This is a genomic window from Streptococcus sp. FDAARGOS_192, from assembly GCF_002073815.2.
GTDB lineage: Bacteria > Bacillota > Bacilli > Lactobacillales > Streptococcaceae > Streptococcus > Streptococcus salivarius_H.
In genome coordinates this window covers 567,361-591,046 of the sequence record NZ_CP020431.2, presented here as the reverse complement: position 1 = coordinate 591,046, position 23,686 = coordinate 567,361, and the positions used below count along the sequence as shown (strand labels likewise).

24 protein-coding genes and 1 other annotated feature are annotated in these 23,686 nt (G+C 38.9%); of the genes, 3 read left to right on the top strand and 21 right to left on the bottom strand.

What is annotated here, in order from left to right; translation table 11 throughout:
• Window positions 1–33: 33 nt before the first annotated feature.
• The 3 genes from A6J31_RS03915 to pepV form a co-directional block, all read right to left on the bottom strand.
• Entirely contained in the window at window positions 34–3,822 is a 3,789-nt protein-coding gene (locus A6J31_RS03915; protein ID WP_080610486.1) for a GbpC/Spa domain-containing protein, read from the bottom strand.
• A gap of 373 nt (window positions 3,823–4,195) precedes the next feature.
• Window positions 4,196–4,780: a uracil-DNA glycosylase family protein gene (locus A6J31_RS03910; protein WP_048790951.1), complete on the bottom strand. Its 585-nt coding sequence runs from the start codon at window positions 4,778–4,780 to the stop codon at window positions 4,196–4,198.
• A 40-nt stretch (window positions 4,781–4,820) separates the two neighbouring features.
• Window positions 4,821–6,227 carry a dipeptidase PepV gene (gene pepV, locus A6J31_RS03905; protein ID WP_080610485.1) on the bottom strand — a complete coding sequence of 469 codons (1,407 nt, stop codon included), beginning with the start codon at window positions 6,225–6,227 and terminating at the stop codon, window positions 4,821–4,823.
• Window positions 6,228–6,587: 360 nt separating this feature from the next.
• On the opposite strand from pepV, the gene A6J31_RS03900 reads away from it, so the two are divergent.
• Window positions 6,588–6,773, top strand: a complete 186-nt coding sequence (locus tag A6J31_RS03900) for a 4-oxalocrotonate tautomerase (protein ID WP_002885057.1) — start codon at window positions 6,588–6,590, stop codon at window positions 6,771–6,773.
• Between the two features lie 71 nt (window positions 6,774–6,844).
• On the opposite strand, the gene A6J31_RS11730 is transcribed toward A6J31_RS03900, so the two are convergent.
• The 7 genes from A6J31_RS11730 to A6J31_RS03865 all read right to left on the bottom strand — a co-directional run bounded on the left by A6J31_RS11730 (window position 6,845) and on the right by A6J31_RS03865 (window position 10,665).
• Window positions 6,845–7,366 (bottom strand): DUF2798 domain-containing protein, encoded by a 522-nt coding sequence (locus A6J31_RS11730; RefSeq protein WP_080610484.1) that lies wholly within the window; start codon window positions 7,364–7,366, stop codon window positions 6,845–6,847.
• Window positions 7,367–7,451: 85 nt separating this feature from the next.
• Window positions 7,452–7,925, bottom strand: a complete 474-nt coding sequence (locus A6J31_RS03890) for a GNAT family N-acetyltransferase (RefSeq protein ID WP_064520641.1) — start codon at window positions 7,923–7,925, stop codon at window positions 7,452–7,454.
• A gap of 43 nt (window positions 7,926–7,968) precedes the next feature.
• Window positions 7,969–8,328: a 50S ribosomal protein L20 gene (gene rplT / locus A6J31_RS03885; protein WP_002885090.1), complete on the bottom strand. Its 360-nt coding sequence runs from the start codon at window positions 8,326–8,328 to the stop codon at window positions 7,969–7,971.
• Window positions 8,329–8,384: 56 nt separating this feature from the next.
• Window positions 8,385–8,585, bottom strand: coding sequence for a 50S ribosomal protein L35 (gene rpmI, locus A6J31_RS03880; RefSeq protein ID WP_002885093.1), 201 nt, complete (start codon window positions 8,583–8,585; stop codon window positions 8,385–8,387).
• A 38-nt stretch (window positions 8,586–8,623) separates the two neighbouring features.
• Window positions 8,624–9,154 carry a translation initiation factor IF-3 gene (gene infC / locus A6J31_RS03875; RefSeq protein ID WP_002885108.1) on the bottom strand — a complete coding sequence of 177 codons (531 nt, stop codon included), beginning with the start codon at window positions 9,152–9,154 and terminating at the stop codon, window positions 8,624–8,626.
• 13 nt (window positions 9,155–9,167) lie between these two features.
• Window positions 9,168–9,290, bottom strand: a sequence feature (ribosomal protein L20 leader region).
• Between the two features lie 23 nt (window positions 9,291–9,313).
• Window positions 9,314–9,994, bottom strand: a complete 681-nt coding sequence (gene cmk, locus A6J31_RS03870; RefSeq protein ID WP_002885119.1) for a (d)CMP kinase — start codon at window positions 9,992–9,994, stop codon at window positions 9,314–9,316.
• Between the two features lie 20 nt (window positions 9,995–10,014).
• Window positions 10,015–10,665: an SAG1386/EF1546 family surface-associated protein gene (locus tag A6J31_RS03865; RefSeq protein WP_080610483.1), complete on the bottom strand. Its 651-nt coding sequence runs from the start codon at window positions 10,663–10,665 to the stop codon at window positions 10,015–10,017.
• Window positions 10,666–10,710: 45 nt separating this feature from the next.
• On the opposite strand from A6J31_RS03865, the gene A6J31_RS03860 reads away from it, so the two are divergent.
• On the top strand, window positions 10,711–10,908 hold the full coding sequence (locus A6J31_RS03860; RefSeq protein ID WP_080610482.1) for a ferredoxin: 198 nt from the start codon (window positions 10,711–10,713) through the stop codon (window positions 10,906–10,908).
• Here the strand turns inward: A6J31_RS03860 and A6J31_RS03855 are convergent.
• The 11 genes from A6J31_RS03855 to queG form a co-directional block, all read right to left on the bottom strand.
• Window positions 10,892–11,392: an EbsA family protein gene (locus A6J31_RS03855; RefSeq protein ID WP_080610481.1), complete on the bottom strand. Its 501-nt coding sequence runs from the start codon at window positions 11,390–11,392 to the stop codon at window positions 10,892–10,894. The two genes, A6J31_RS03860 and A6J31_RS03855, sit on opposite strands and share 17 nt — an antisense overlap.
• 56 nt (window positions 11,393–11,448) lie before the next feature.
• Window positions 11,449–12,672, bottom strand: coding sequence for a peptidase T (gene pepT / locus A6J31_RS03850; RefSeq protein WP_080610480.1), 1,224 nt, complete (start codon window positions 12,670–12,672; stop codon window positions 11,449–11,451).
• Window positions 12,673–12,751: 79 nt separating this feature from the next.
• On the bottom strand, window positions 12,752–14,878 hold the full coding sequence (locus A6J31_RS03845) for an N-acetylmuramoyl-L-alanine amidase (protein ID WP_080610479.1): 2,127 nt from the start codon (window positions 14,876–14,878) through the stop codon (window positions 12,752–12,754).
• A gap of 158 nt (window positions 14,879–15,036) precedes the next feature.
• Window positions 15,037–15,594, bottom strand: coding sequence for a signal peptidase I (gene lepB / locus A6J31_RS03840; protein WP_070656294.1), 558 nt, complete (start codon window positions 15,592–15,594; stop codon window positions 15,037–15,039).
• Window positions 15,595–15,715: 121 nt separating this feature from the next.
• Window positions 15,716–16,945 (bottom strand): tetratricopeptide repeat protein, encoded by a 1,230-nt coding sequence (locus A6J31_RS03835; protein ID WP_070656297.1) that lies wholly within the window; start codon window positions 16,943–16,945, stop codon window positions 15,716–15,718.
• Window positions 16,935–18,113 (bottom strand): AI-2E family transporter, encoded by a 1,179-nt coding sequence (locus A6J31_RS03830; RefSeq protein WP_080610478.1) that lies wholly within the window; start codon window positions 18,111–18,113, stop codon window positions 16,935–16,937. The genes A6J31_RS03835 and A6J31_RS03830 overlap by 11 nt, the downstream gene beginning before the upstream one ends.
• Window positions 18,114–18,122: 9 nt before the next feature.
• Window positions 18,123–18,605 carry an NUDIX hydrolase gene (locus A6J31_RS03825; protein ID WP_080610477.1) on the bottom strand — a complete coding sequence of 161 codons (483 nt, stop codon included), beginning with the start codon at window positions 18,603–18,605 and terminating at the stop codon, window positions 18,123–18,125.
• A gap of 154 nt (window positions 18,606–18,759) precedes the next feature.
• Window positions 18,760–19,689: a permease-like cell division protein FtsX gene (gene ftsX / locus A6J31_RS03820; RefSeq protein WP_080610476.1), complete on the bottom strand. Its 930-nt coding sequence runs from the start codon at window positions 19,687–19,689 to the stop codon at window positions 18,760–18,762.
• Entirely contained in the window at window positions 19,682–20,374 is a 693-nt protein-coding gene (gene ftsE / locus A6J31_RS03815) for a cell division ATP-binding protein FtsE (protein ID WP_002885005.1), read from the bottom strand. The genes ftsX and ftsE overlap by 8 nt, the downstream gene beginning before the upstream one ends.
• Before the next feature lie 87 nt (window positions 20,375–20,461).
• Window positions 20,462–21,560 (bottom strand): peptide chain release factor 2 gene (prfB, locus tag A6J31_RS03810; RefSeq protein WP_096833329.1). Its coding sequence is split into 2 segments (ribosomal slippage): window positions 20,462–21,487 and window positions 21,489–21,560, totalling 1,098 coding nucleotides; the frame shifts between segments, so codons are not numbered across the junction.
• Between the two features lie 52 nt (window positions 21,561–21,612).
• Window positions 21,613–22,731, bottom strand: coding sequence for a tRNA epoxyqueuosine(34) reductase QueG (queG, locus tag A6J31_RS03805; RefSeq protein WP_038675902.1), 1,119 nt, complete (start codon window positions 22,729–22,731; stop codon window positions 21,613–21,615).
• Window positions 22,732–22,824: 93 nt separating this feature from the next.
• Here queG and A6J31_RS03800 point away from each other — a divergent pair, with 93 nt between their 5' ends.
• Window positions 22,825–23,682: a metallophosphoesterase gene (locus A6J31_RS03800; protein ID WP_080610475.1), complete on the top strand. Its 858-nt coding sequence runs from the start codon at window positions 22,825–22,827 to the stop codon at window positions 23,680–23,682.
• Window positions 23,683–23,686 lie beyond the last annotated feature (4 nt).

The window sequence follows — 23,686 nt, the reverse complement described above, 5'->3', positions numbered from 1 at the left end:
TGGCAAAACAACCTAATCTTTCATTTTATCTTATTAATGTTTACGTTTGCGAGCTGACCATAGACCTGAAAGGGCCATTGAAAGCAAGCCTAGACCTGTTACAGATGCTAATTTTTGGTTAGAGTCACCTGTTTCTGGCAATACGGCGCTATTAGTTCTTTCTGTTTCTTGCTTAGCAACCACAGAAGAAGTTGGTGTAACGCTTGGTCCTGTAGGTGTTCCAGGAGTTTTTGGTTTTTGAGGAGTTGGTGGCGTCGTTGGTACTGGACGTGTTACGCGCTCAACAAGATAATTTTTATGCCATTTTACCTTAGGAGCTACAAGTTCTTTAGGTGAAACAGGTTTATTAGGAACATTAACTGTGACCATAGTTGGTGGTGTTGGAGCTGTTGGCTCTGTTGGTGGCGTTGGTTTTGTTGGCTCACCAGGTACCTCTACAACTACAGGTGTAGGTGGAGTCGGAGCCTTAGGTTCTACTGGTGCCGTAATCTTACGTGGCTCTACTGGCACTTCAACTAAAGCTGGAGTTGGTGGCGTTGGTGCTTTTGGTTCTGTTGGTGCCTTAGGTTCCTCTGCATCAACTGTAACCACAGTGTAGTTAGGTTCTGTCGGTGGTGTTGGCGCTTTAGGTTCTTCTGGTTTGCTTGGTTCCGCAGGAACTTCAACAACTGTCGGAGTTGGTGGCGTTGGAGCCTTAGGCTCTGTTGGAGCTTTTGGTTCCTCAGCATCAACTGTAACAACTGTATAGTTAGGTTCTGTTGGTGCCGTAGGGGCTGTTGGCGGAGTTGGTTCTGTTGGTACCGCTGGAAGAACTTCCAATGTAATCGTTGGTGGTGTTGGAGCCTTTGGTTCTTCAGGAGCTGTTGGCTCTTTTGGCGCTTCACCTGGATTTTTTGGAATACCAACATTTGAGTTAATCGCAAACCAGTAAACTGTTGGTTGACCAGCAGCATTAGCCCCATTAGCCGTAAATACCAAGTGACCATCAGCCATCTTCAAGCCTGCTCCACCATAATAGAGGTATGGAGAAGATGGATTATCCCAACCTTCAAGAGTCGTTGAAGATTCACCATTAAAGATAGATCCATGTTCAATGTATTGGTTATCTTTAAATGATGTCACCTCTTTTGTAGCAGAATCATAAGAAACACTTGAATTTGGAATTGGAATGTATTTATTGTTTCCAATATTTACAGATTCTTGGTGCTCTACATTTTCAAATTTCTTCTTAGGAGTAAAGATAATACGTCCTGAAGTTGAATCAATCGTATAAGAACCGATAACATCATCTTTACCATCTAATGTGAACTCATCTGTTCCAATAGAGTGACCGTTCCCAGCACCTGAAGCATTGACTGAAGTCGCGTCGATAACAGTTTCTTCACTAACTGTAAATTCACTACCATTCCACGTTGATTTTTGTGCCACAATCTTGATTGGGTTTTCAGCAGAGATAGTGACATCAGCAGTACCAAAGTCAGCTGTTCCATTTTTAACAACAACCGCATTGTTTTCAATGCTCATTGATGAACCATCTGCATAAGGATCCCAAGTTCCACGAACAGTGTTACCATCTTTATCTTTGGCTTCTACTGTAAGGGCACGAGGTTTATCCCCACTATCTACATAAGAAGCACCTGTCCAGTGGTTAAGAGAGTTCAAAGCAACAATCGCATTGTGCTGTGTCAAATCAAACTTATTGCCATTACCATCATAGAATTCAACATCTACAGCAACTTTAACGGGTTTATTTTGGTCTGTTGAAGCACCGACTGTTAGTGTTACAGTTGGGTCTGAGCTAACGGCTGCAATTCCTTTACCGTCATTTGATGGAAGACTCAAAATTTCATAGCGATAAATCACGCGCTTGATTGGATGCATATCCGTATTTTCACGCATGCTTGACTGATTCAAGTTATCATAAGTAACAACAAATTTATCGCCTTCCTTAATTTGAATAAATTCAGTTTCATTATTGGCCCAAGGACTAGTTGCTACAATATCTGAAGCTTCCAATTTATTGGAATCATACTGATGTACATTGCTAGTATTCAAACGAGCTTGAGCATCACGAGTGAGATAAGCACTGATGCCATTGATGGTATGAATGGCTCCACCTTCACGTTGGAAGGTCAAATCTTGAACAGTTTCTACATCTTTTAGATCTTGGAAACCATTATCATTCATGTACTTATCATAGGCTGCTTTAGCATCTTTGTACTGTGCCAAAGCTGTTTGATATTCAGCAAGTTTTGTTTGGTAGGTAGCAAAGTCTTTGCCGTATTGTTCTAGGTCTACATTGTATTTTGCAAGCTCAACTTCATACTTAGCTTTTGCAGCATCTTCTTCTGCTTTAATGGCAACAAGTTGATCATAGGCTGCTTTATCTTTATCGTATTGTGCTTTCTTAGCTTGGTATTCTTGTAAATCTTTATCGTATTGTGCTTTAGCTGCATTATAAACAGCCATTTCTGCATCATACTTGGCTTTAGCTTCCGCATTTGCTTTATCAGTTGCTGCTTTTTCAGCTACTTTGGCATCGTAGGCTGCTTTAGCAGTCTTGTAGGTAGCTAAATCAGTTTGATATTTTTCGTAAGCCGTATTGTAAGCAGCAAGATCATTCTCATATTGCTCTTGAGCAGCCTTATCAGTAATTTCTGCTTGTGTTTTCTCAGCTACTTTAGCATCATAGGCTGCTTTTTTCGTATTGTATTCAGCTAGAGCGGCATCATACAAAGCCTTATTTGTCTTATATTCAGACAAGGCTGCTTCGTAAGTGACCATTTCCGCATCATACTTAGCTTTAGCTTGTGCATTGGCTGCATCAGCTGCTGCTTTTTCTGCTACTTTAGCATCGTAGGCGGCTTTGGCAGTCTTGTAGGCAGCTAAATCGGTTTGATATTTTTCGTAAGCGGCATTATAAGTAGCTAAATCTTTCTCATACTGCTCTTGAGCTGCCTTGTTTTCGATTTCTGTACGAACTTTTTCAGCTACTTTAGCATCATAAGCTTCCTTCTCAGCATCATATTTTGCCTTGTCTTTGCTGTACTGAGCCATAGCAGCTTCATAGTTCTTCTTAGCAGTTTCATAAACAGCCAACTGTACCTTGTAATCAGCTTCTGACTTAGCATTAGCTGCATCGGCAGCTGCTTTTTCTGCTACTTTAGAATCATAAGTTAATTTTTGAGTATTATACACTTCCAATGCTGCATCATAGGCTTTTTTATCAGCTTGGTATTTAGCTAAACCTTTTTCATAAGCAGCTTGATCAGTATCATACTGTGCTTTAGAAGCAGCGTTTGCTTTATCAGCTGCTGCTTTTTCGGCCACTTTAGCATCGTACTCAGCCTTAGCCTTATCATACTCAGCTACTTCTTTTTTGTGGCTTTCTTTTGCTTTCTGATAATCAGAAACAACCGTATTAATCTCTTTTGATTGAGCTTGATTGTCAGCAATAGCACCCTCTAGGGATGTATGTGTTTGAGGTGCAGTTTCTTCGACTTCTACCCCTTCTTTTACCGCAGAAGTTTTAGCATCCTCAAGACTATCAGTTGTAACAACACTTGTTGTTACAGTGGTATTTCCTTCTTCTTTGACAGAAACAACTTGCTTCTCTGAATGATCAACAGTCGTTGCCGGATCGGCAGCAGTATCTGTTAGCACAGAAGCACTAAGTGGTGTATCAGTAGCAGCTGAAGTTGAAACCTCATCTGCATGTACACCAGTTGCACCCATCGCAAGAATTGTTGTACCCAAAAGAACAGAAGCAGCTCCAAAGCTATACTTCCTGATTGAAAAACGTTGTGAATCTTTTCTTCCCATATCACAAATTTCCTTCTAAATTTTCTTAACACCTAAAGTCTATCACTTTTAAACTTTCTGTCAATGGAATTGTCTTAATATTTTAAAAAAATTACACTCATTTTCAATTTGTAAGTATTATTTAATTGATTCTTTAGTTTAAAAGGATAGCTACCTTAATTTTATATGTTACTTCTTCTGAAAATTATAATTAAATTGTATAATATAAGCTTTATATTAAAGTTTTGTTAATTATTTTTGCGACTCTTTTTGTTAAAGTATCAAAAAGAGCCCCAAGGGGCTCAAATCTTTATATCATTTGGACATGTTCTAAATGTTGCTTCATTGATTTGATAACAATACCTAAAGACAATTCACGCTCATATATCAGAAATCATTGACTTAAGATTTTTTTGACCAAGGCCTTCAAATCTGGAACTACTTCTTCCATAAACCATGGATTTTTGGCTTGCCAAATATTATTTCGTGGAGAGGGATGAACGAGAGGGAAAAACTCAGGAAGGTAATCTTTGTAATTCTTAACTGTATCCGTTAATTTTGCCGATGATTTTTGATGTAAATAGTAACGCTGTGCATAGTTACCTACTAAAATCGTCAATTGAATATCAGGAGCTAAAGCAAGAACTTTCTCATGCCACTTGTCTGCAAATCCTTTGCGAGGAGGTAAATCACCTGATTTCCCATGACCTGGGAAATAAAAATCCATTGGTACAATAGCAAACATGCCAGATTCATAAAATTCTTCGCGTGAAACACCCATCCAATCCCTGAGATTGTCACCGCTAGGATCATTCCAGTAAAGGCCAGACTCTTGGGCACGAATACCAGGAGCTTGTCCTACAATATTAATTCGTGCTGTTTTTGGAATAGTAAACAAGGGTTTTATACCTTGTTCCGTAAAAGCTTTATTTTGTTCATCGGACATGATTGCTTGTGTTAATTCTTCAAGTGTTTCCATATTTTCCTCCTCAAAAAAGAGACAAAACTGTCTCTCTTTTTTATTTGATTAACTCATAGATAGCTTCTGCATAAATGGCAGCAGCACGGTACAAGTCTTCAACCTCAGTAAACTCATTTGCTTGGTGCATCGTGTTAACATAACCAGGGAACATAGCTCCATAGGCAACACCACGTTTGAGGAGACGTCCAAATGTTCCGCCACCAATAATTTGTTCATGACCTTTAAGCCCTGTTTGTTTCTCATAGACTGAAAGAAGAGTCTCTACCATAGGATCATCAACTGGTACATAGTGTGGCACATGACCATGTTCTGAGAGACTAACCGCCTTAGGACCTTCGAGTTTTTCAAGATCAGCCTTAATAGCGTCCGAATCAACCCCTTGAGGATAGCGGAAATTCAGAGCAATCGTATTTTCTTCTGATTCCTTAGAGAAGTTAAATACACCTGCATTCATGGTCAATTCACCCATCTTAGGATCTGTATAAGCAAGACCTGTCTTTTCAGCGAAGAAATCCTTATGAAGTGTTTCAGCAATTATATCCAAATACGTTTTAGCATTGCCTTGGAAATCAAATTGACTAAGGAAGAGTGCCAAGTAGGTTGCTCCATTAATACCATTTTGAGGCATCATACCATGAGCTGATTTCCCATGAATAGTCACATGGAAAACACCTGCTTCTTCGGTCACTTGACCAGTTACTTCTTGTTCCGAAACAAAGTCGGCTAATTTGGCTTCAAGTTCTTTCAAAGTGATAGGTCCAGTAAAATCTGCACTTGCTGATTCAGGAACCATATTTTCACGCAAACCACCATTAAAGGACACAAGACTAAAGTCCCCATCATTTTGACCTTCAAAATGGAGATAAGCTGTAATATTTCCCTTTTCACCATTGATAATTGGGAATTCTGCATCAGGTGAAAAACCAAAATCAGGATCTTTCAATCCATTATGAGCGAAGTAATAATCCATATCGCCCCAACCAGATTCTTCATCAGTACCAACAATGAAACGCACACGCTTAGATACTGGAAGCTCGAGTTCTTTAATAATTTTCAAGGCATAGTAACAAGCCATTGTTGGGCCTTTATCATCTGATGACCCACGGGCATAAAGTTTTCCATCTTTGATTACTGGTTCATAAGGATCTGTATCCCAACCGCTACCAGCTGGTACCACATCCAAGTGTGCAAAGATACCCAAAACCTCATCACCTTGACCAAATTCAAAGTCACCTGCATAATTATCAATATTACGAGTTTTATAGCCATCACGTTCTGCTAAAGCAAGAAAATGTTCCAAAGCTTTTACTGGCCCAGGACCAAATGGGTGCTTATCATCAACCTTACTATCATCACGTTCTGAGTTAATGCGCAAAAGACCAAAAAGGTCCTCCATCAAAGCATCTTTGCGCTTATCAACTTCGGCACGAAAATCAATTGTCATAATTTACTCCTTACTGTCTCTAGTTAGCATTATTTTACCATTTTTAGTAAGAGTTTTCATCCCTTATAAACAAAGCCAATAAAAAATGCAATCACTTACCTATCATCACAAGACGCCATACCATTTGAATAACATGTGAGACAATCCCTAAATCAGGAATGATCGCTTCAAAAGTAATATTATTGCTTTCGACTAGGAACGCTTTCTCTTAGCTACCTGCCTCTTTTTATTTTAGGCTTTACTATTGAAATCACTCACATTGTAGCATTACGATATTATCATTTCAAGAATTTCCAAAAACTTTAGAATATTCTCTTAATTAATGCTATAATAGGACTATCAAAACTAAGGAGATGCATTATGCCATTTGTAAAAATTGATCTCTTTGAAGGTCGTACTGAAGAACAAAAAATCGAACTTGCTCGTGAAGTTACTGAGGTTGTATCACGTGTTGCAAAAGCCCCTAAAGAAGCTATTCATGTTTTCATTAACGATATGCCAGAGGGAACTTACTACCCACATGGTGAAATGAAAAAGAAAAACTAATCATCATTAAGCAGTCACATCTGTGGCTGCTTTTAATATTAAAAAACTGGAGTTTCTCTCCAGTTCTATACTTAAATTATAGTTGGTAATTCATCATCGTCTTCAAAATTCTCTACGACTTCTTCACCAGGCAATGGATTTTGCAATTTTCCCAAGATAAAGCGTGAGATGGGACCAACTACTAGAAAATTAAGTGGTAAGGCCATGATCACATTTGTCAACCAAGCACGACCATAGGATAAGAGCGTCACCGACTGACCGTTGTACACTAATCCATAGAGCGACATAAAGGTTACCATGAATAGCGCCATGGTTCCAGAAATCGCCAAAATCTTCGCCCATCGTTTATCATGGGCTTTTACTTTATGTAAAATTGCAAATGCTATTGTCTTGGCTAGTGGTCCCACCAAAAGCATATCCAGTAAGAAAGCAACTACAAATCCCGGAAGATAACCTTGGAAAAAGTGACCCCAAGCAAAGGGAACAACTCCAGTCCAATCAAGGATGAGAAGATTCCAGAGACTCATCCCACAGACCATCATTCCACACATTAAAATCGTAAAAAGCAAAGCTTCTTTAAAATTACGAGGCATTAAAATTCTCCATTTCTAAAAGTTCTCTTTCAGCATATCAAAAATTTTTATTCCTCGTAAGTTAAATTTCTCTCATGAAAACGTATTATTTTAGGATAGTTTCCATTTCTGTATATCTCGGCTTCATACCTAAACGTTCGTAAAAACGTACAGCACCCGCATTATCATTCCATACGTGAAGTGTCAGATTATAACAACCTAACTCCTTAGCATAGTCCAAGGCAAATTGATAAAGCTTCTCCCCTAATTTTTGACCTCGAGCCTCCTTATCAACGCATAAATCATCAATAAAAAGAGTCTTAACAGCCTTTAGTGGACCATTATTATCAGATACTTCTTTAATCATTAAGAATAGATGGCCTAAGATACGGCCTTCTTCATCCTCATATACAAAAATAGGTTTAGTTGGATCATTAATCACTGCTTCTAAGTCTGCATCTGTATATTTACTGCCCTCTGACTTAAATACATCAGGACGTACATAATGATGCACTAGGAGAATCTGCCCTAATAACTCCTGTAATCTTGGAATATCTTCTGCTCTTGCTAAACGAATCATAATTACCTCCATAAAAAAAGATGGGTAAAACCCATCTCAATTTTTATTTACCAAGTTTTGCTTTAGCTGCATCTGCAAGAGCTGTGAAAGCTGCTGCATCGTTAACTGCCAAATCAGCAAGCATTTTACGGTTAACTTCGATTTCAGCCAATTTCAAACCGTGCATCAATTGTGAGTATGACAAACCGTTCAAACGAGCTGCTGCATTGATACGTGTGATCCAAAGTTTACGGAAATCACGTTTCTTTTGACGACGGTCACGGTATGCATAGTAGTAAGAGTTCATTACTTGTTCTTTTGCAGTACGGAACAAGATGTGTTTTGCACCATAGTAACCTTTAGCAAGTTTCAATACACGTTTACGACGTTTGCGTGATACAACGCCACCTTTAACACGAGCCATTTATATATTCCTCCGAATTAATTCTAGTTTAGTTAATTTGTAATGCTTGTAGCGAATTAACGCATTTGTGAAAGCATTGATTTGATACGTTTAAAGTCACCTGAATGTACCATTGACGCTTTACGAAGGTGACGACGTTGTTTTTTAGTTTTACCGTGGAAACGGTGAGATGTGAAGGCACGGAAGCGTTTCAATCCACCTGAACCTGTACGTTTGAAACGTTTAGCTGATGCGCGGTGTGTTTTTTGTTTTGGCATTTTAAAATTCTCCTCTTAAAATAGTGTTAGTTTGACAATTATTTTTTGTCAGGAATTGGTGCAAGTTGCATGAACATTTGACGTCCATCCATCTTCGCTCTTTGCTCAATAATCGCAATATCTTGCGTTTTTTCAGCAAATTCCGCCAAGACCTTAGCTCCGATTTCTTTGTGAGTAATCATACGACCTTTGAATCGGATAGAAACTTTAACCTTGTTTCCTTTTTCAAGGAACTTACGGCCGTTACGAAGTTTAGTTTCAAAGTCACCTTTATCAATAACTGGACTCAAACGAACTTCCTTAACAGTAACAACGCTTTGTTTCTTACGTTGTTCTTTTTGTTTCTTTTGATACTCAAATTTGAACTTACCATAGTCCATAATCTTCGCAACAGGTGGCGTAGCTTGTGGTTGGATGAGAACCAAGTCAACATTTGCATCATCTGCAATAGCTTGCGCTTCTGACAATGGTTTAATTCCCAATTGTTCACCATCAAGACCAACAAGACGAACTTCGCGAACGCGAATTTCATCGTTAATGAATAGATCTTTCTTAGCTATGATCTTCACCTCTTTATTTTTTTAGAGAAAAACAAAGCGGACTTGATATACAAGCCCGCACACATAATATCCCTATAGGGATTTGACATGTTGGGCCAGACAACCTAAGTCGCAAGGCGAGAAGTTCTCACTTCTGCTTTTCTCATTGTTAATAGTATAACAAGTGAGTCATCCTTTGTCAATAATTTTTTTTGCTTTTTCTTGAATAAATTCCACAACACCATCAATAGATACACCTGTAGTGTCAAAAGTGATGGCATCTTCCGCTGGTTTAAGAGGTGAAACCTTACGATGACTATCTTTATAGTCACGTTCAGCAATTTCTTTCTTCAAAGTCTCAAGGTCAGCGGGAATACCTTTTTCGATATTTTCCTTATAACGACGTTCCGCACGTTCATCAACTGAAGCAATCAAGAAAATTTTGAGTTCTGCATCAGGCAAAACCACGGTCCCAATATCACGACCATCCATGATAATAGCACCATCTTGAGCAATACGTTGTTGTTGGGCAACGAGTTCTTGACGCACTTCAGGAATAGCTGCTACCCAAGAAACATTATTTGTGACTTGGTTATCACGAATGGGGTGTGTAATATCAACATCACCAACATAAACTTGCTGACTACCATCTGCTGCTTTTCCGAATGAAATCGGATGTTGAGATAGTTGCTCCAAAATTTCTGGTACATTTTCCTCAGTCAAACCATTCTGCAAGGCCAAATAAGTTGCAGATCGGTACATAGCACCTGTGTCAAGATAAGTATAGCCAAGATTTTTTGCAATAATCTTGGCTACTGTACTTTTTCCACTTGACGCAGGACCATCAATAGCAATTCTAATATCTTTCATGATGTTCCTTTGCTTTTAAATTATTGAACGTTAACGACATCACCTGGGTTAGCATACCAGTAACCACTTGTCATGTGATCAGGGTTAAGACGTTCCAACTCATCTACAGAGATACCTGCACGTGCAGCGATTGAACCAGCACCTTCACCAGATTGAACAACAATTGATGAACCATCTGCAGCTGCCGTAGCACTTGATGGTGCTGTCTCAGCTGACTCAGTTGCATCTTCTTTTTCTACATGTTTAGAAGAGCTTGATGCTTTAGTTGAAGATGATTTCTCTTTTGAAGATTTTTCTTTAGTAGATTTCTCACTTTCCTCATCTTTGTTTGAGTCTTTCTCACTAGATGAAGATTTAACAACTTTGCTAGTTGAAGATGAGTAGAATCCAGATGATTCCTTAGATTCCGCAGTTTTGTTTCCACCGACATTTGAAGTATAGAAAACAAAGAACAAAATACATACAACAATAACAAAGAATAATCCAAGCAAGACTGTCAAGAATGATGAATTAATGAAGCCGCCACCTTTTTCACGTTTTTCATCTGAAGGAGTGACATCCTCTTCTTCTTCATAATCCTCAAACTCATCTTCATCATCTAGAAAATCAGCGTCAACTACTTCTTTCAACTCTTCGTCAGAAACCTTATCTTCCCATGGTTTTTTACTCATGATATTCTCCTTGTAAAAACAATAAATCTATTTTAAAATAATACTATGAAAGTATCATTAATTCCAGAAAAATGTATCGCTTGTGGTTTGTGCCAAACCTACTCTCCCGTCTTTGATTATGATGACGAAGGTATTGTTAGGTTCAGAGACAGCGACCAACTCAATCAAATTATTGAAAATAGCCCTGAGACTTTGACTTCCGTCAAGTCTTGTCCCACTAAAGCCCTTATTTGCGAAGTTTAAGCTTCAGGGCTTTTTTTGATTCCTCATAAAAGGCAAAGTAATCAAAGTTTGTCATATGATCCAATAACTCTACCTCACCTTTGAAATCAGGGTGAAGGGCTAATGCATCTAAGAAATATTTCTTAGGCCACTTTCTCATATAAAACCGACGTTTTTTACCATTTTTAAAAATAAGGCACAAGCCAGTTTTAATAACTTCAACTTTTTCAATATCACTAATTTTCACTTTGCGTGGTTTAAAAATATTGAAAGAAACAATACGCAGAATCCCATGATCTTCAATAATAAAGTATCGATGGAAACCTAAACCAAACAAGGCAACGAAAATAGTGAAGAGCATCAAAATATGTGAGGACACCGAGTACAACTCGAATAGAAGGGCCGCCGCAATAAAGATTGGCGTGATGGCTAAAGACCAGTAGATAATCAGCCAAGATAATTCGGGTTGCCAATGGTAACGATACTTGCCGAATATTTTAATCATCTCAGCACCTCCATTACTTCTAATTTTACCATAAAATCAGTATTTAGCAAGCTCAATTAAGGTTTACTGACAATTCCAAGAATAACATCTACGGCTTTTTCCATTGTCTGTAAGGAAACAAACTCATATCGACCATGCATATTTTCGCCCCCAGCAAAAAGGTTTGGCGTTGGAATACCCATAAATGAAATCTTTGAACCATCTGTTCCACCACGAATAGGTTCAATAACTGGCGTAATATTCAATTCTTCCATAACGCCCTTAGCCAGCTCAACAGGCGTCATATCTTTTTCAATAACCTGACGCATGTTATAGTATTGATCTTTAAGTACCAAATCAACTCGTGTCTGACCATAAGCTTTATTCATTTCGTCAGCAATCTTTTGGAAGACTGCTTTACGATTTTCAAAAGACTCTGTTTCAAAATCACGGATGATATAAGAAGATTTTGCTTCTTCAACAGTACCTGTCATGGTTTGAAGATGGTTGAAACCTTGATAGCCATCTGTCAACTCAGGGCGTTCTTCTGCTGGTAACTGATTATGAAAATCAATTGCCAACTGCAGGGCATTGACCATTTGGTCTTTTGCTGTTCCAGGGTGGACATTGCGTCCGTGGAAGGTAAGTTCTGCTCCTGCTGCAGAGAAGGTTTCATACTGTAATTCACCCAAAGGTCCACCGTCAACTGTGTAGGCAAAATCGACATCAAAATCATCGACATCAAATTTATCTGCACCAATCCCAATTTCTTCATCAGGACCAAAAACTACACGAATCTCACAATGTTTGATTTCAGGATGTGCCTTCAAATAAGCCAAGGCTGTCATAATCTCAGCAATACCTGACTTATCATCAGCCCCAAGAAGAGTAGTCCCATCTGTCGTAATAAGCGTCTGACCGACATAATTCTTAAGATTTGGAAAATCAGCTGGGTCTAGGTTATACCCTGAATTTCCAAGGGGAATGATACCTCCATCATAAGAGTCAATGACTTGTGGTGACACTCCCTCTGCATTAAAATCAGCAGTATCCATATGAGAGATGAAACCAATCTTACGTGTTAACTTGTCATCGTTGGCCGGAAGGGTTGCCACTAGGTAACCATTACTTTCCAAATAATGAATGTTACTTAAACCCAGTTCTTCTAATTCTGGTTTTAAAACCTTCAAGGCAAAATCCACCTGGCTTTGTGTTGTTGGCGTTCTTGTTGCATTTTCATCACTACGTGTATTGATTTTGACGTAACGTAAAAAACGCTCTAAGAGTAAATCGTAAGCCATAAGCACTCCTTTTGTTGTATTTAGTATTCACCTCAATTATAGCATAAAAACCCATCATAATGATGGGTTAACATATAACTTAAACTTTAGATTCTTTTTCGTAGTAAGACTTAATCCCTGCTACAATTGCGTTAGCTAAAGTCTCCTGATAAGCAGAGGTATTCAATCGAGCTGCTTCTTGAGGATTTGACAAGAAACCAAGTTCAAGAAGGACTGCCGGAGCTGTCGTCTCACGCAAGACCGCAAAGGTTTGACGCTTCACGCCCTGATTCTGTGCTCCAGTCGCATTAATCAGGCTAGACTGGATGGCATTGGCTAAGGTATCACTCATGCTCAAACGAGTCGGATTAGCATGATAGGTCGCATTAATACGTGATGGATATTCTGCATAAGGTTGGTAATAATAAGTCTCAATACCCTGTGCTGCAGAACTTCCTGAAGCATTGATGTGGATACTTACGAAGATATCAGATTCAGAAGCATTAGCTGCACGTGAACGGTCCGTCAAGTCGACATAGGTATCACTTGTGCGTGTGGTCACAACTTGATAACCTTCTGCTTCTAGTTTAGCTTTCACGCGGCTTTGGATAGCCAAGGTCAAGCTCTTTTCAGAAATACCAAAGTAAGAAGCTCCTGGATCATAGCCACCATGCCCAGCATCCAGATAGACAACCTTATTTAAAACATCATAGTTTCCTCTTGATGCCGAACCGATTTTCTTAGGGGCTACCACATCAGCTGAAGTTGCCCCAAAGCCGATATTCTTACCTGAAGCATCAACAATATAGCCATGAACGATGTACTTGCCTGAATTCCACTTGTGCTGGCTAGCTGAAATAGTCACCTTATAGGAACCATCATCCTGTTTTGTGGCATTATGCCAAACAAGATCATCCTGACCATTTTGTTCAGACCAGACGGGGATAAGGACACCTGAAATACCACTTGGATTCGTCAGATTGGTGATAAGAACATCAAAGGTTCCACGATTTTTATCATTGTTAGCAATAGTCAAAGTTCCCTGAGTCTTAGTGATATCAAGTGTCACTTGTTTGCCACCTAGGCCAATGTATTTACCATCATTGTCAACCAAATAGACATGGGAATTATACAGACCACTATCACCCTTATGATTGCTTGAACGAACGGTTACCTTATAGTCTCCATTAGCTTGCTTAGCTGCCTTGTACCAGATGATATCATCTTGACCGTTTTTTTCTGACCAAGTTGGAACCAAGAATTCTTTAAAACCTCGTGGGGCAACCAAGTTTGAAATGACAAGATCATAGCTACCAGTAGCATTGTTGAGACCAGTGATAGCGAGGTCGGCTTTAGGATTTTGACTCTCTACTCCTTCATTTTCTAAGACAGTATTGGTCGTATTACTTACTGCATCCCATTCATAAAGTTTATAGGCTTCAATTAAACGGATAAGTTTTCCGGGATAACTTGGATCTGTCGCATATCCTGCATTCTTCAGTTCCTGAGCCGCAATGTGATAATCTGTTTCATTCACAACTTTTCGGTAATTGTTTTTTCGCCACTCGGTACTCGTGAAAAATTTTGCATGGTCTACTACGCTATCATTCCATGAGGTATATTTTCGAAAAGCTGCATTGACGGTGATATAGTCACCATTAACATATTCCTGTGTAGGTACAGTTACTATTTCTCCATTCCAGTCCTCTGAATCCTTAATGCCAAAAAGATTATTGTTGGGAGCCTTAGCAAGTTCAGAGCTTCCCCAACCACTTTCTAGGATAGCTTGTGCTGCCGTAATAGAGGGAAGAACTCCTTCCTTGGCTCCATCCATAGCTCCTTGCTTAATGGCACTAAGAAATTGACTTTGATTCTGATCAATTTCGCTAAGATCACTTGCCTCTTGATAAGAGCTTGTGGTCACAGAACTATTGGTTAAGACAGCTATTTTTGAAGAATCTGCCAGACTTGTTTGCTCCTCCTCTAATACCTTTTCACTTTGTAGATTCATTTGACTCGTTGAATTATCGTGTACTCCTACTTCAGAATAACTCGCCTCGTGATTCTCTGTACTTTCTTTCAAAGTTGAAGATGTGTCAGTTGGTGATAACATTTCATCTGCTTTAGCCGAGTGACCAGACATGCCTAAAAATAAGATTGCTAGCATAACACCGCACAGTCCATAAGCTTTGCTTTTCTTAAATCCAAAATGAAATCCTAATTGCATCTTAATTTCCTTTTCTACTTACAATTTCTGCTGATTCATTTTAAGACGATGAAACTATCAGCATCATAAAGTCTTAAAATAAACCTTCACCAATTTATTCGCAAAAAAAAGCTAGAAACTTGTCAAAAGTTCCTAGCTTTTTTAGTAGTATTGAAATATTAATCGACATCAACGAAACCAAAACGTGATAGAGGATACAATCTGAAAGAGATAACACCTTTAATTTGGTCCTTTTCAATAAGACCAAACTTACGACTATCATCTGTATTACGACGGTTATCGTTCAGTACAAGATATTGACCCTTTTCAATCTTAGTTTGTTTATTATCTGTCAATGTTGCAATGGAAAAATCATCAGTGAAGAAGTTTCCAGGTGAAACTGTCGCCAAATAAGCTGATTTATCCTTGCTAATATAGGCTTCGTCAACTGACTTATCATTGACATAAAGGAAATCATCCATAGCTGTCACGCTCTTGCCCTCATCAGCAATAACACGTCCAATATATTCCTTGCCATTAACTGTATAAAGAATAAAATCTTTTTTCTGAGGTTCAACGTTTTTATTGAAAGTAACATAATCACCAGCGTGAATATAGTCATTCGCCTGATCTTCAGTCACACGGTGTGTTGAAAAGACAAAAGCTCTCAACAACAAAATCACTACAATGGCAAGAACTGCTATGATAATATTTCGAATTAAATCTCTCTTAACCATACTTACTCCTTATGGGTTCTAATAAAATCATAACATAAATAGAGAAATAAAAAAAGAGGGAGTGAGCAAGCTCAATGTATCTCTCCCTCTCTTTAAACCAAGGATTAAAGCCTTTCGCAGCTTAATAATCCTCAAGAAATGTTTGCATATTGACATCATCTGGAACTAAAGCGAGGTATTTTTCTGCTGTTGCACGCGCCTGATCTCTGTAACCAAATTCACGCAGGATATATGCATAATCATGGAGGAATTCAGGATTTTCAGATAAATCTGTAGCCAAATCTTGATAGATTTGAAAAGCTTCTTCTTCATCATCAAGTGCTTGGTAGGCCTTGGCAATGTTCCAGCGAGCCAAAACAGAATCAACTTCGTAATCGGCTAAAGCTACCAGATCCTCGTAACGTTCTTCTTCTAAATAGAGAGTACTTAAACGTAGAACAATCTCATCTTGGTCCTCAGCGAGTGGTAAAGCTTGCTTCAGATAAGATTCAGCAGATTGAGTGTCATGCAACTCGTAGGATAACTGTGATGCTAACAAAAGTAATTGAACATCAAAAGCATTTTTTGAAATCCCTTGTTGTACCATACGTAATGCTTCTTCAGTTTTATGTTCTGCATGTAAGGACAAGGCGTAAAAATACTCATAACCCTCGAAGTCAGCAGACATGGTTTCTATCTGCTTAAAGTAAAAATTAGCTTTTTGATACTCTTCTTGATCATAGAGCAAAGTAGCTAACTCAAAAGCAATGGTATCATCGTATTCAATTTCAATAGCTTTTTCCAAAAATTCACGAGCAGCTTCAAACTTACCTAGACTGGCATAAGCCTTACCAATGCGTTCATAAGTAGAAACGCCAGTCATTGCCAGGAGGTCACGATTATCCAATTTAGCATAGTATTGAATAGCTTGTTCAAAATTTCCAAGTTCAAATTCCATTTCAGCCAAACCAAAAATAATCAATGAGTCATCTGATAGTTGACTTGCCTCCAACAACTTATCACGTGCCACATCAGTTAAGCCCTCCATTTGATAGAGGTCTGCCTTTACAATTAAAGCAGACAAATAGTCGTCAGAGTCTTCAGGTATGGCATCCAAATAAAGAAAGGCCTCTTCAATATCGCCATCTTCGGCTGCAATTTGTGCTAGATTGACATTAACCTCTGGAAAATCAAAACGAACTTTTTCGTAAATTTCCTGTGCCTGTGGTAAGAAACCAATAGACTCTAGATATTGGCCCAACTCAACAAGAACCTCTGCAGGATCTTCTCGTAAAGCTTTTTTTAAATATTTGTCTGCGTGGTCTAAATCTTGGTTTCCAATAGAGGCAACCATTTTTTCACTATTTAACATCGTCTTTTTGCCCTTCATTTTCTAGATCATCTTGATAAAGATTACTTACAGAACGGTACCAATCAAAAATCTCTCTAACAACAACCTTGACAGATGCATAGATTGGAATCCCTAATAGGACACCCCACACACCGTAAAGAGATCCTGCTGTCAAGAGAATAAACATAATGGTAATAGGGTGAATGCTTAGTTTATTCCCCAAAACGAGTGGAGAAACAAAACGTCCCTCAATAGTTTGCTCAATGAAGAAAATGATGAGGACCTTGATCAACATAGCGGGTCCTTGCACCAGTCCCATGATTATAACTGGTACCATAGCAAGAAAGCTTCCCAGATAAGGAACCATGTTTAGAAAACCTGCCATAATACCGAAAGTCATACCATATCGAAGACCTACAATCTTAAACATAATACAGAACATGATGGCAACAACAATAGCGACTGTAACCTGGCCTTGAACATACCCTTCGAGCTGACTATTAATATCTGAAAGCATACGAACAGTAGTTTCACGAAAGCGAGTTGGTAAGGCTGAGACAAAGCTATGTTTCATCTTTTGGCTATCTCTTAAAAGGTAGAAGAGAATGAAAGGTGCCAAAATGATAGCTACTGTCACCCTTGCTACTGTGCTCGCAAAAGTTCCAACCCATGTCAAAGCCGATGAAGAAAAGTTCTCAGCATAGTTGACCATTCTCGCTGAGAAATCACTAAGCATGGACTCTAGATCACCGTGGAAATTGGAAAGAATAGGAAGATTAATCCAACGTTCCGTCTCACTATTGGCACGTGCAATATATGATGGTGCATTTCTTATCAAAATCAAAATTTGATTTTGTAAACTAGGAATAGCCGTCGAAATTCCCCAGACCAAGAGCAAACCAAGGATAGCATAGATAACCAAGATAGACATGGTTCGGTTTAGTCCGGTTCTTTCTACAAGTAGCACCAAAGGTTTTATTAAATAATAAAGGAGCATGGAAATAACCAGTGGCAACATAATAATGGTCATAAATTGGATGACGGGTGAAAAAATAGGACTAATCTTGGTGAAAATCAAAACCGTCAAACCTATCAAAAGTAAGATGAAAAAGGCTACAACAGCCTGATTATTCAATACCCACTTAAAAAACCATGTTTCTGAAAAATGTTCTGTTTTTTTACGCTTCATAGTTCCTCCCTATTTATCATAAAAAGTGACACTCTTGTCTACTAAGTTTTGATTACAATCATAGACAAATTTTGCAGAGAAGAAAGGTCTATCTTCAAGGATCCACTTGAAAATCTCATAGTCACCTTCCCAAGTTGGTTTAGATAAGACCTCATCATATGGCACCCATTCAAGCGTTCCTTCACGAGACTCTTCATCTGAGATGAGTTCTCCTTCAAAACCAGTTACCTTAAAGACATAGGTGTACCAATCATGACCGGGGGTAAATTCTGGAAAGGTAATCATCCCTTTAAAATCCATCTCAGTCACTGTAAAATGGGTTTCCTCGAGAATTTCACGACGAGCACATTCGTCAGGCGTTTCTCCCGCTTCTAGTTTTCCCCCAACAGAAATCCACTTTCCTTCATGAACATCATTAGGCTTTTTAATACGATGTAGGAGCAAAAGCTCCTTTCCATTGTCAATATAACAAATGGTAGCTAACTTTGTCATAATGCATCTCTTTTCCAATGTTTTTTAAATATTATACCAAATATGGGATTGGATTTGGGCTTTGAGCAGACGATTTTGAGATATAGTTGAAAATCTGCTTTTCTGAATCTCCGGACAAACAAAAAGAGAACCAAAATAGTTCTCCTTTAATCTCTTAGTATTTCAAATAACGACGCATTGCCATACGTGACCCAATCCAACCGATAATAATACCGACTGCGAAGAGGGTTCCGATAACCGCATAGACAAACCACTCTGGATCATACAATGAAATACCACCTTTGACAAAATCTGGATTCAAAGATGAGTAAACCATGTGATACAAAAGATAAATGAGCCCAGAAGGAATGATGGCACCAAGTGCTCCAATCCAAGCACCTTCCATCAAGTAGGGACGACGAATATATGAATTCTTAGCACCTACCAAACGCATGATTTGAATTTCAGTCGCACGTGACATAATGGTAATACGGATGGTATTTGAAATCAATAGAACAGCCACAATAGTTAAGAGTGCTGTGGCAATGATTCCCCAAAATTGAACACGTTTCATAGTGGACATCAGAATTTCAGTATCTGAGCCACCAAAGTTAGCATTATCAACACCCTGAATGGCTTTTGCTTCCTTGGCAACTCGACTAACATCATCTGGTGATTTCGTTTGGACGATGTAAACATCTGAAAGAGGGTTGGCATCTCCGGTAGCTGTCTCGAAACTTGAACCCATTGTTTCAATCAGTTGTTTCTTTTGTTCTTCTTTACTAGAGAAAGTAACCTTATCTACACCTTTGATTTTGGTCAAAGCATCATAAATCTTATGGTAGTCTTTATTAGCAACAATCTGTCCAGAAAGTTCCTTGACTGTTTTCGAGGCATCTGATGAATCTGGATCCAAGTAGACATTGACCTGAATATTCTTTTCAATATCTGAAGCCAATTTCTGCGTATTTAAAATAACAGAGCCAAAGACACCTAAAAGTGAAAGAACAATCATCACCGAAAATACTGCCGTAAGTGTCGACAATAGATTACGTTTGAGATTCTTAATCGATTCTCCTAAATGGCGGAAAAAGCGTCTAATCATGGTAACCGTACTCTCCTTCCTCTTCATCACGAACAATACGTCCTTCTTCAATCGCTACGACACGATGACGAAGGTTATTAACGATAGTTGAGTTATGGGTTGCCATTATAATGGTAGTCCCTTGCAAGTTAATACGTTCAAGGACCTGCATAATTTCCCAAGAAATTTCTGGGTCCAGGTTCCCTGTTGGTTCATCCGCAATCAAAACTTTTGGATTATTTACAATAGCACGCGCAATAGCAACACGCTGTTGCTCACCACCAGACAATTGATTTGGGAACGAACGCATCTTGTGTTTAAGACCAACCAACTCGAGTACTTCTGCCACTCGTTTCTTGATATGACGAGGTTTCTCACCAATAACTTCCATGGCATAAGCAACATTTTCAAAAGCTGTTTTCTTTGGAAGGAGTTTATAATCCTGGAAAACAACTCCAATGGAACGTCTCAAGAGTGGAACGTCTTTCTTACGAAGTCGAGTTAAATCAAACTCTCCAACCTTCATAGAACCACTCGTTAATTTTTCTTCTTGGTAGAACAAGCGAATTAAACTTGATTTACCAGCACCAGAAGGGCCGACTAAGTAAACAAACTCCCCAGAGTTAACAGACAAATCAATGTGTCTAAGGGCTGTTGTTGACTTATCATACTTCTTAGTAACATCTTTTAATTCAATAAGAGCCATAATGTCAGTATTCAACTACTAAAGTAGCTGAACGCCTTCCTTTCATTGAGATAGAGTATCTTAATACTTAAAATAAGTATGTTATTACTATTCTTCCATGCGCCACTTGAGGTAGGCATCGATGAAGCCTTCAATATCCCCATCCATTACCTTATCAACCTGGGCAACTTCGTAGCCTGTACGGTGATCTTTAACCATGGTATATGGCGTGAAAACATATGAGCGAATTTGGCTTCCCCAAGTGATTTCTTTCTTATCACCTTTCAAAGCATTCACTTCTTCTGCTTTCTTTTCTTGCTCCATTTGATAGAGTTTAGCTTGAAGCATCTTCATCGCACGGTCGCGGTTCCCATATTGTGTACGGTCAACCGTTGAAGCAACAACAATACCAGTTGGAATATGGGTCAAACGCACACCAGTTGAAACCTTGTTGACGTTCTGACCACCAGCACCACCTGAACGGAATGTATCCATCTTGATATCATCATCACGAATCTCAACTTCAATGGTATCATCTAATTCAGGCATAACTTCCACAGACGTGAATGAGGTATGACGACGTTTGGCAGAGTCAAATGGTGAAATACGAACCAAACGGTGGACACCCATTTCTGACTTGAGGAATCCGTAGGCATTAGGTCCTTCAAAAGCAAGGGTTACAGATTTGATTCCAGCTTCATCACCAGCCTGATAATCCAAAGTCTCAACCTTGAAACCTTTGGCATTCCCATAACGTTGGTACATACGGAGTAACATATCAGCCCAGTCTTGAGCTTCTGTACCACCAGAACCTGGGTGAATTTCCAGAATGGCATTGTTATGGTCATATGGTTCAGACAAGAGCAGTGTCATCTCGTAACTTGTCATAATCTTATCAAGTTTTTCGAGTGTTTCTTCCAGCTCTTCTTGAACACTATCATCTTCTTCCAACATTTCTAAATAAAGCTCTGTTTCGTCAGAGAGTTCTTGCATATTGTTGAAAGTTTCGTATTTCATTTTGAGCTCATTTAACTCTTGTGAAGTCTTTTGAGCTGCAATATTATCATTCCAAAAATCTGGCTCAGTCATTCGGTTTTCAAGGAGCGCAATGTCCTCTTCCAAACGATCTAAGTCAAAGAGACCTCCCGAAGCTCACGAGCTTCTCTTGATTTTCAGAGATTTTTTGGCGAATTTCTGCCACTTCCATGGATAGGTTTCCTCCATTTTATAGTATTATGCTTAATTCTAGCATAAATCACTTAAATTTGCCATTTTGCACACACAAGCTCCCATTCGGCTTGGGATTCTTCATCCTTAGGTGACAGTTCCCGCATATAGTCTAACATGGCCTCATCGGGCTTCTTAACAATCTCACCGAGAGCCCAAATGGCAGTCGCCGTGTGAATGGGATTATTATTCTTATCGATAATCTCCATCAGTTTGACAATAGCATTGCGATCATGTAAGTTGGCCAAGGCAATAATGGCATTACGTTGAAGAATATTCTTCCCTCGCCAAGATCCGGCAATCATACCAAATTTCTCCTTGAAGGATTTGTTGCTCAGCTCAAGAAATGGAAGCAATTCGGGCATGGCAAGCTCAGGATCTATGTCTGAAGCCAAAGGATTGTCGATACCTCTGTTATATGGACAGGAAATCTGACAAATGTCGCAACCATAGATAACAGTCTTTATCTTCTTTCGAAACTCCATATCCATCATCCCCTTATCTTGGGTTTGGAAGGATAGGCAACGACGGGCATTCATAGTCCCATCGCCAATGAGACAGGATGTCGGACAGGCATCCAGACAACGACGACAATCCCCACAGCCATAGTCTACTTCATGATCAGGTTCTATCTCTAGATTAGTAATAAGCTCACCGAGATACATGTAGGACCCGTATTCTTTTGAAATCACTAGTCCATTCTTTCCGATAAAGCCTATTCCAGCTCGCTTGGCAACTGCTGTATCGACCAAGGCTCCAGTATCCACCATACCTTTATATTCGAAGTTTTCCGTCAGTTTCTCAATGCCTTCTGCCAGGCGTTTTAGTTTGTCCTGCAAAACATAGTGATAATCTAGGCCCCATGAATTTGGAGTGATTTTGCCCCGCTTAAATTCTGTTTTTTGGGGCTGTTGCGGCAACTTATGCGGATAGGCTACTGCAATGGAAATGATGGTTTTAGCTGATTCTAAGGTCAACTTAGGATAAATACGCTCTTCAATATTTTTATGTTCAAACCCTGTTGTTCGCCCTTCTTCGACACCAAGTCGAAGGGATTTCTCCAGATAGGCAAAATCATCAGCGGTTGTAAAACCAATTTTTGAAATGCCAATTTCCTTGGCCATCTTTTGTATTTCTAACTTGATATCCATATTCTTATCATAATGAAAATATAGTCCAAGGGCAAGTATTTTCCATCATCTTCATTTAGAGACAAGCCTTAACCTTTTTGTTACAATGTTCCTATGACAAGACTTGCAGTAATGAGTGATTTACATATTGATTTGAATCACTTTGAAACATATGAAATTGATACTCTTATAAAGTGTCTAGAAGATCAAGAAGTTAGCCATCTCCATATCGCTGGTGATATTTCTAACCATTATTATGCTGACACAAAACCTTTCCTACGAAAACTGTCCAAGGCGGTCAAGGTTACCTATAATTTAGGTAATCATGATATGCTTGATTTGGAGGATGACCTTATTGATAATCTTGATTTTCAGGTGATTGATTTAGGAAGTAAGACCTTATTGGCTTTTCATGGGTGGTATGATTATTCCTATTCTGATGAAAAACTGGATAAGATTCTTAAACGTAAGAAGCAACTCTGGTTCGACCGACGACTCAAACGATTGGGTACTGATCCCGAAATCTGTCAGACGAGTCTTAAGAGGCTAGATATTATCTTAAGTGAATTAGACACTAATAACCTTATAGTTGCCATGCATTTTGTTCCTCATAGTCGTTTCACCATGACACATGAACGTTTTGCACCATTTAACGCTTATTTAGGTTCTGAAGAATTCCATCAGATTTTCGTCAAACACGCTGTCAAAGATGTTGTTTTTGGTCACGCCCATCGTAGTTATGAGACGGTAACAATTGAAGGTGTAACCTATCACTCACGTCCCCTTGGCTACCGAAGAGAATGGGATTTAACCATCGACTTTGTTTCCAAACACCCTGAACTCAATCCTACTGGTACATGGAACCTCTCCAAACGTTACAATCTTGTCAAAAAACGTCCGGAGTTTTTAGAGTATGAAAAAAAGGAACTGGCAAATGAGTTCCTTTCATCCATGACATTATTTGATTTGTAGAACG

Excerpts from the sequence above, each read along its gene's own strand:
- A6J31_RS03915 (WP_080610486.1), bottom strand. The coding sequence starts at position 3,822 with ATGGGAAGAAAAGATTCACAACGTTTTTCAATCAGGAAGTATAGCTTT.
- A6J31_RS03910 (WP_048790951.1), bottom strand. The coding sequence starts at position 4,780 with ATGGAAACACTTGAAGAATTAACACAAGCAATCATGTCCGATGAACAA.
- pepV (WP_080610485.1), bottom strand. The coding sequence starts at position 6,227 with ATGACAATTGATTTTCGTGCCGAAGTTGATAAGCGCAAAGATGCTTTG.
- A6J31_RS03900 (WP_002885057.1), top strand. The coding sequence starts at position 6,588 with ATGCCATTTGTAAAAATTGATCTCTTTGAAGGTCGTACTGAAGAACAA.
- A6J31_RS11730 (WP_080610484.1), bottom strand. The coding sequence starts at position 7,366 with ATGCCTCGTAATTTTAAAGAAGCTTTGCTTTTTACGATTTTAATGTGT.
- A6J31_RS03890 (WP_064520641.1), bottom strand. The coding sequence starts at position 7,925 with ATGATTCGTTTAGCAAGAGCAGAAGATATTCCAAGATTACAGGAGTTA.
- rplT (WP_002885090.1), bottom strand. The coding sequence starts at position 8,328 with ATGGCTCGTGTTAAAGGTGGCGTTGTATCACGCAAACGTCGTAAACGT.
- rpmI (WP_002885093.1), bottom strand. The coding sequence starts at position 8,585 with ATGCCAAAACAAAAAACACACCGCGCATCAGCTAAACGTTTCAAACGT.
- cmk (WP_002885119.1), bottom strand. The coding sequence starts at position 9,994 with ATGAAAGATATTAGAATTGCTATTGATGGTCCTGCGTCAAGTGGAAAA.
- A6J31_RS03865 (WP_080610483.1), bottom strand. The coding sequence starts at position 10,665 with ATGAGTAAAAAACCATGGGAAGATAAGGTTTCTGACGAAGAGTTGAAA.
- A6J31_RS03860 (WP_080610482.1), top strand. The coding sequence starts at position 10,711 with ATGAAAGTATCATTAATTCCAGAAAAATGTATCGCTTGTGGTTTGTGC.
- A6J31_RS03855 (WP_080610481.1), bottom strand. The coding sequence starts at position 11,392 with ATGATTAAAATATTCGGCAAGTATCGTTACCATTGGCAACCCGAATTA.
- pepT (WP_080610480.1), bottom strand. The coding sequence starts at position 12,672 with ATGGCTTACGATTTACTCTTAGAGCGTTTTTTACGTTACGTCAAAATC.
- A6J31_RS03845 (WP_080610479.1), bottom strand. The coding sequence starts at position 14,878 with ATGCAATTAGGATTTCATTTTGGATTTAAGAAAAGCAAAGCTTATGGA.
- lepB (WP_070656294.1), bottom strand. The coding sequence starts at position 15,594 with ATGGTTAAGAGAGATTTAATTCGAAATATTATCATAGCAGTTCTTGCC.
- A6J31_RS03835 (WP_070656297.1), bottom strand. The coding sequence starts at position 16,945 with ATGTTAAATAGTGAAAAAATGGTTGCCTCTATTGGAAACCAAGATTTA.
- A6J31_RS03830 (WP_080610478.1), bottom strand. The coding sequence starts at position 18,113 with ATGAAGCGTAAAAAAACAGAACATTTTTCAGAAACATGGTTTTTTAAG.
- A6J31_RS03825 (WP_080610477.1), bottom strand. The coding sequence starts at position 18,605 with ATGACAAAGTTAGCTACCATTTGTTATATTGACAATGGAAAGGAGCTT.
- ftsX (WP_080610476.1), bottom strand. The coding sequence starts at position 19,689 with ATGATTAGACGCTTTTTCCGCCATTTAGGAGAATCGATTAAGAATCTC.
- ftsE (WP_002885005.1), bottom strand. The coding sequence starts at position 20,374 with ATGGCTCTTATTGAATTAAAAGATGTTACTAAGAAGTATGATAAGTCA.
- queG (WP_038675902.1), bottom strand. The coding sequence starts at position 22,731 with ATGGATATCAAGTTAGAAATACAAAAGATGGCCAAGGAAATTGGCATT.
- A6J31_RS03800 (WP_080610475.1), top strand. The coding sequence starts at position 22,825 with ATGACAAGACTTGCAGTAATGAGTGATTTACATATTGATTTGAATCAC.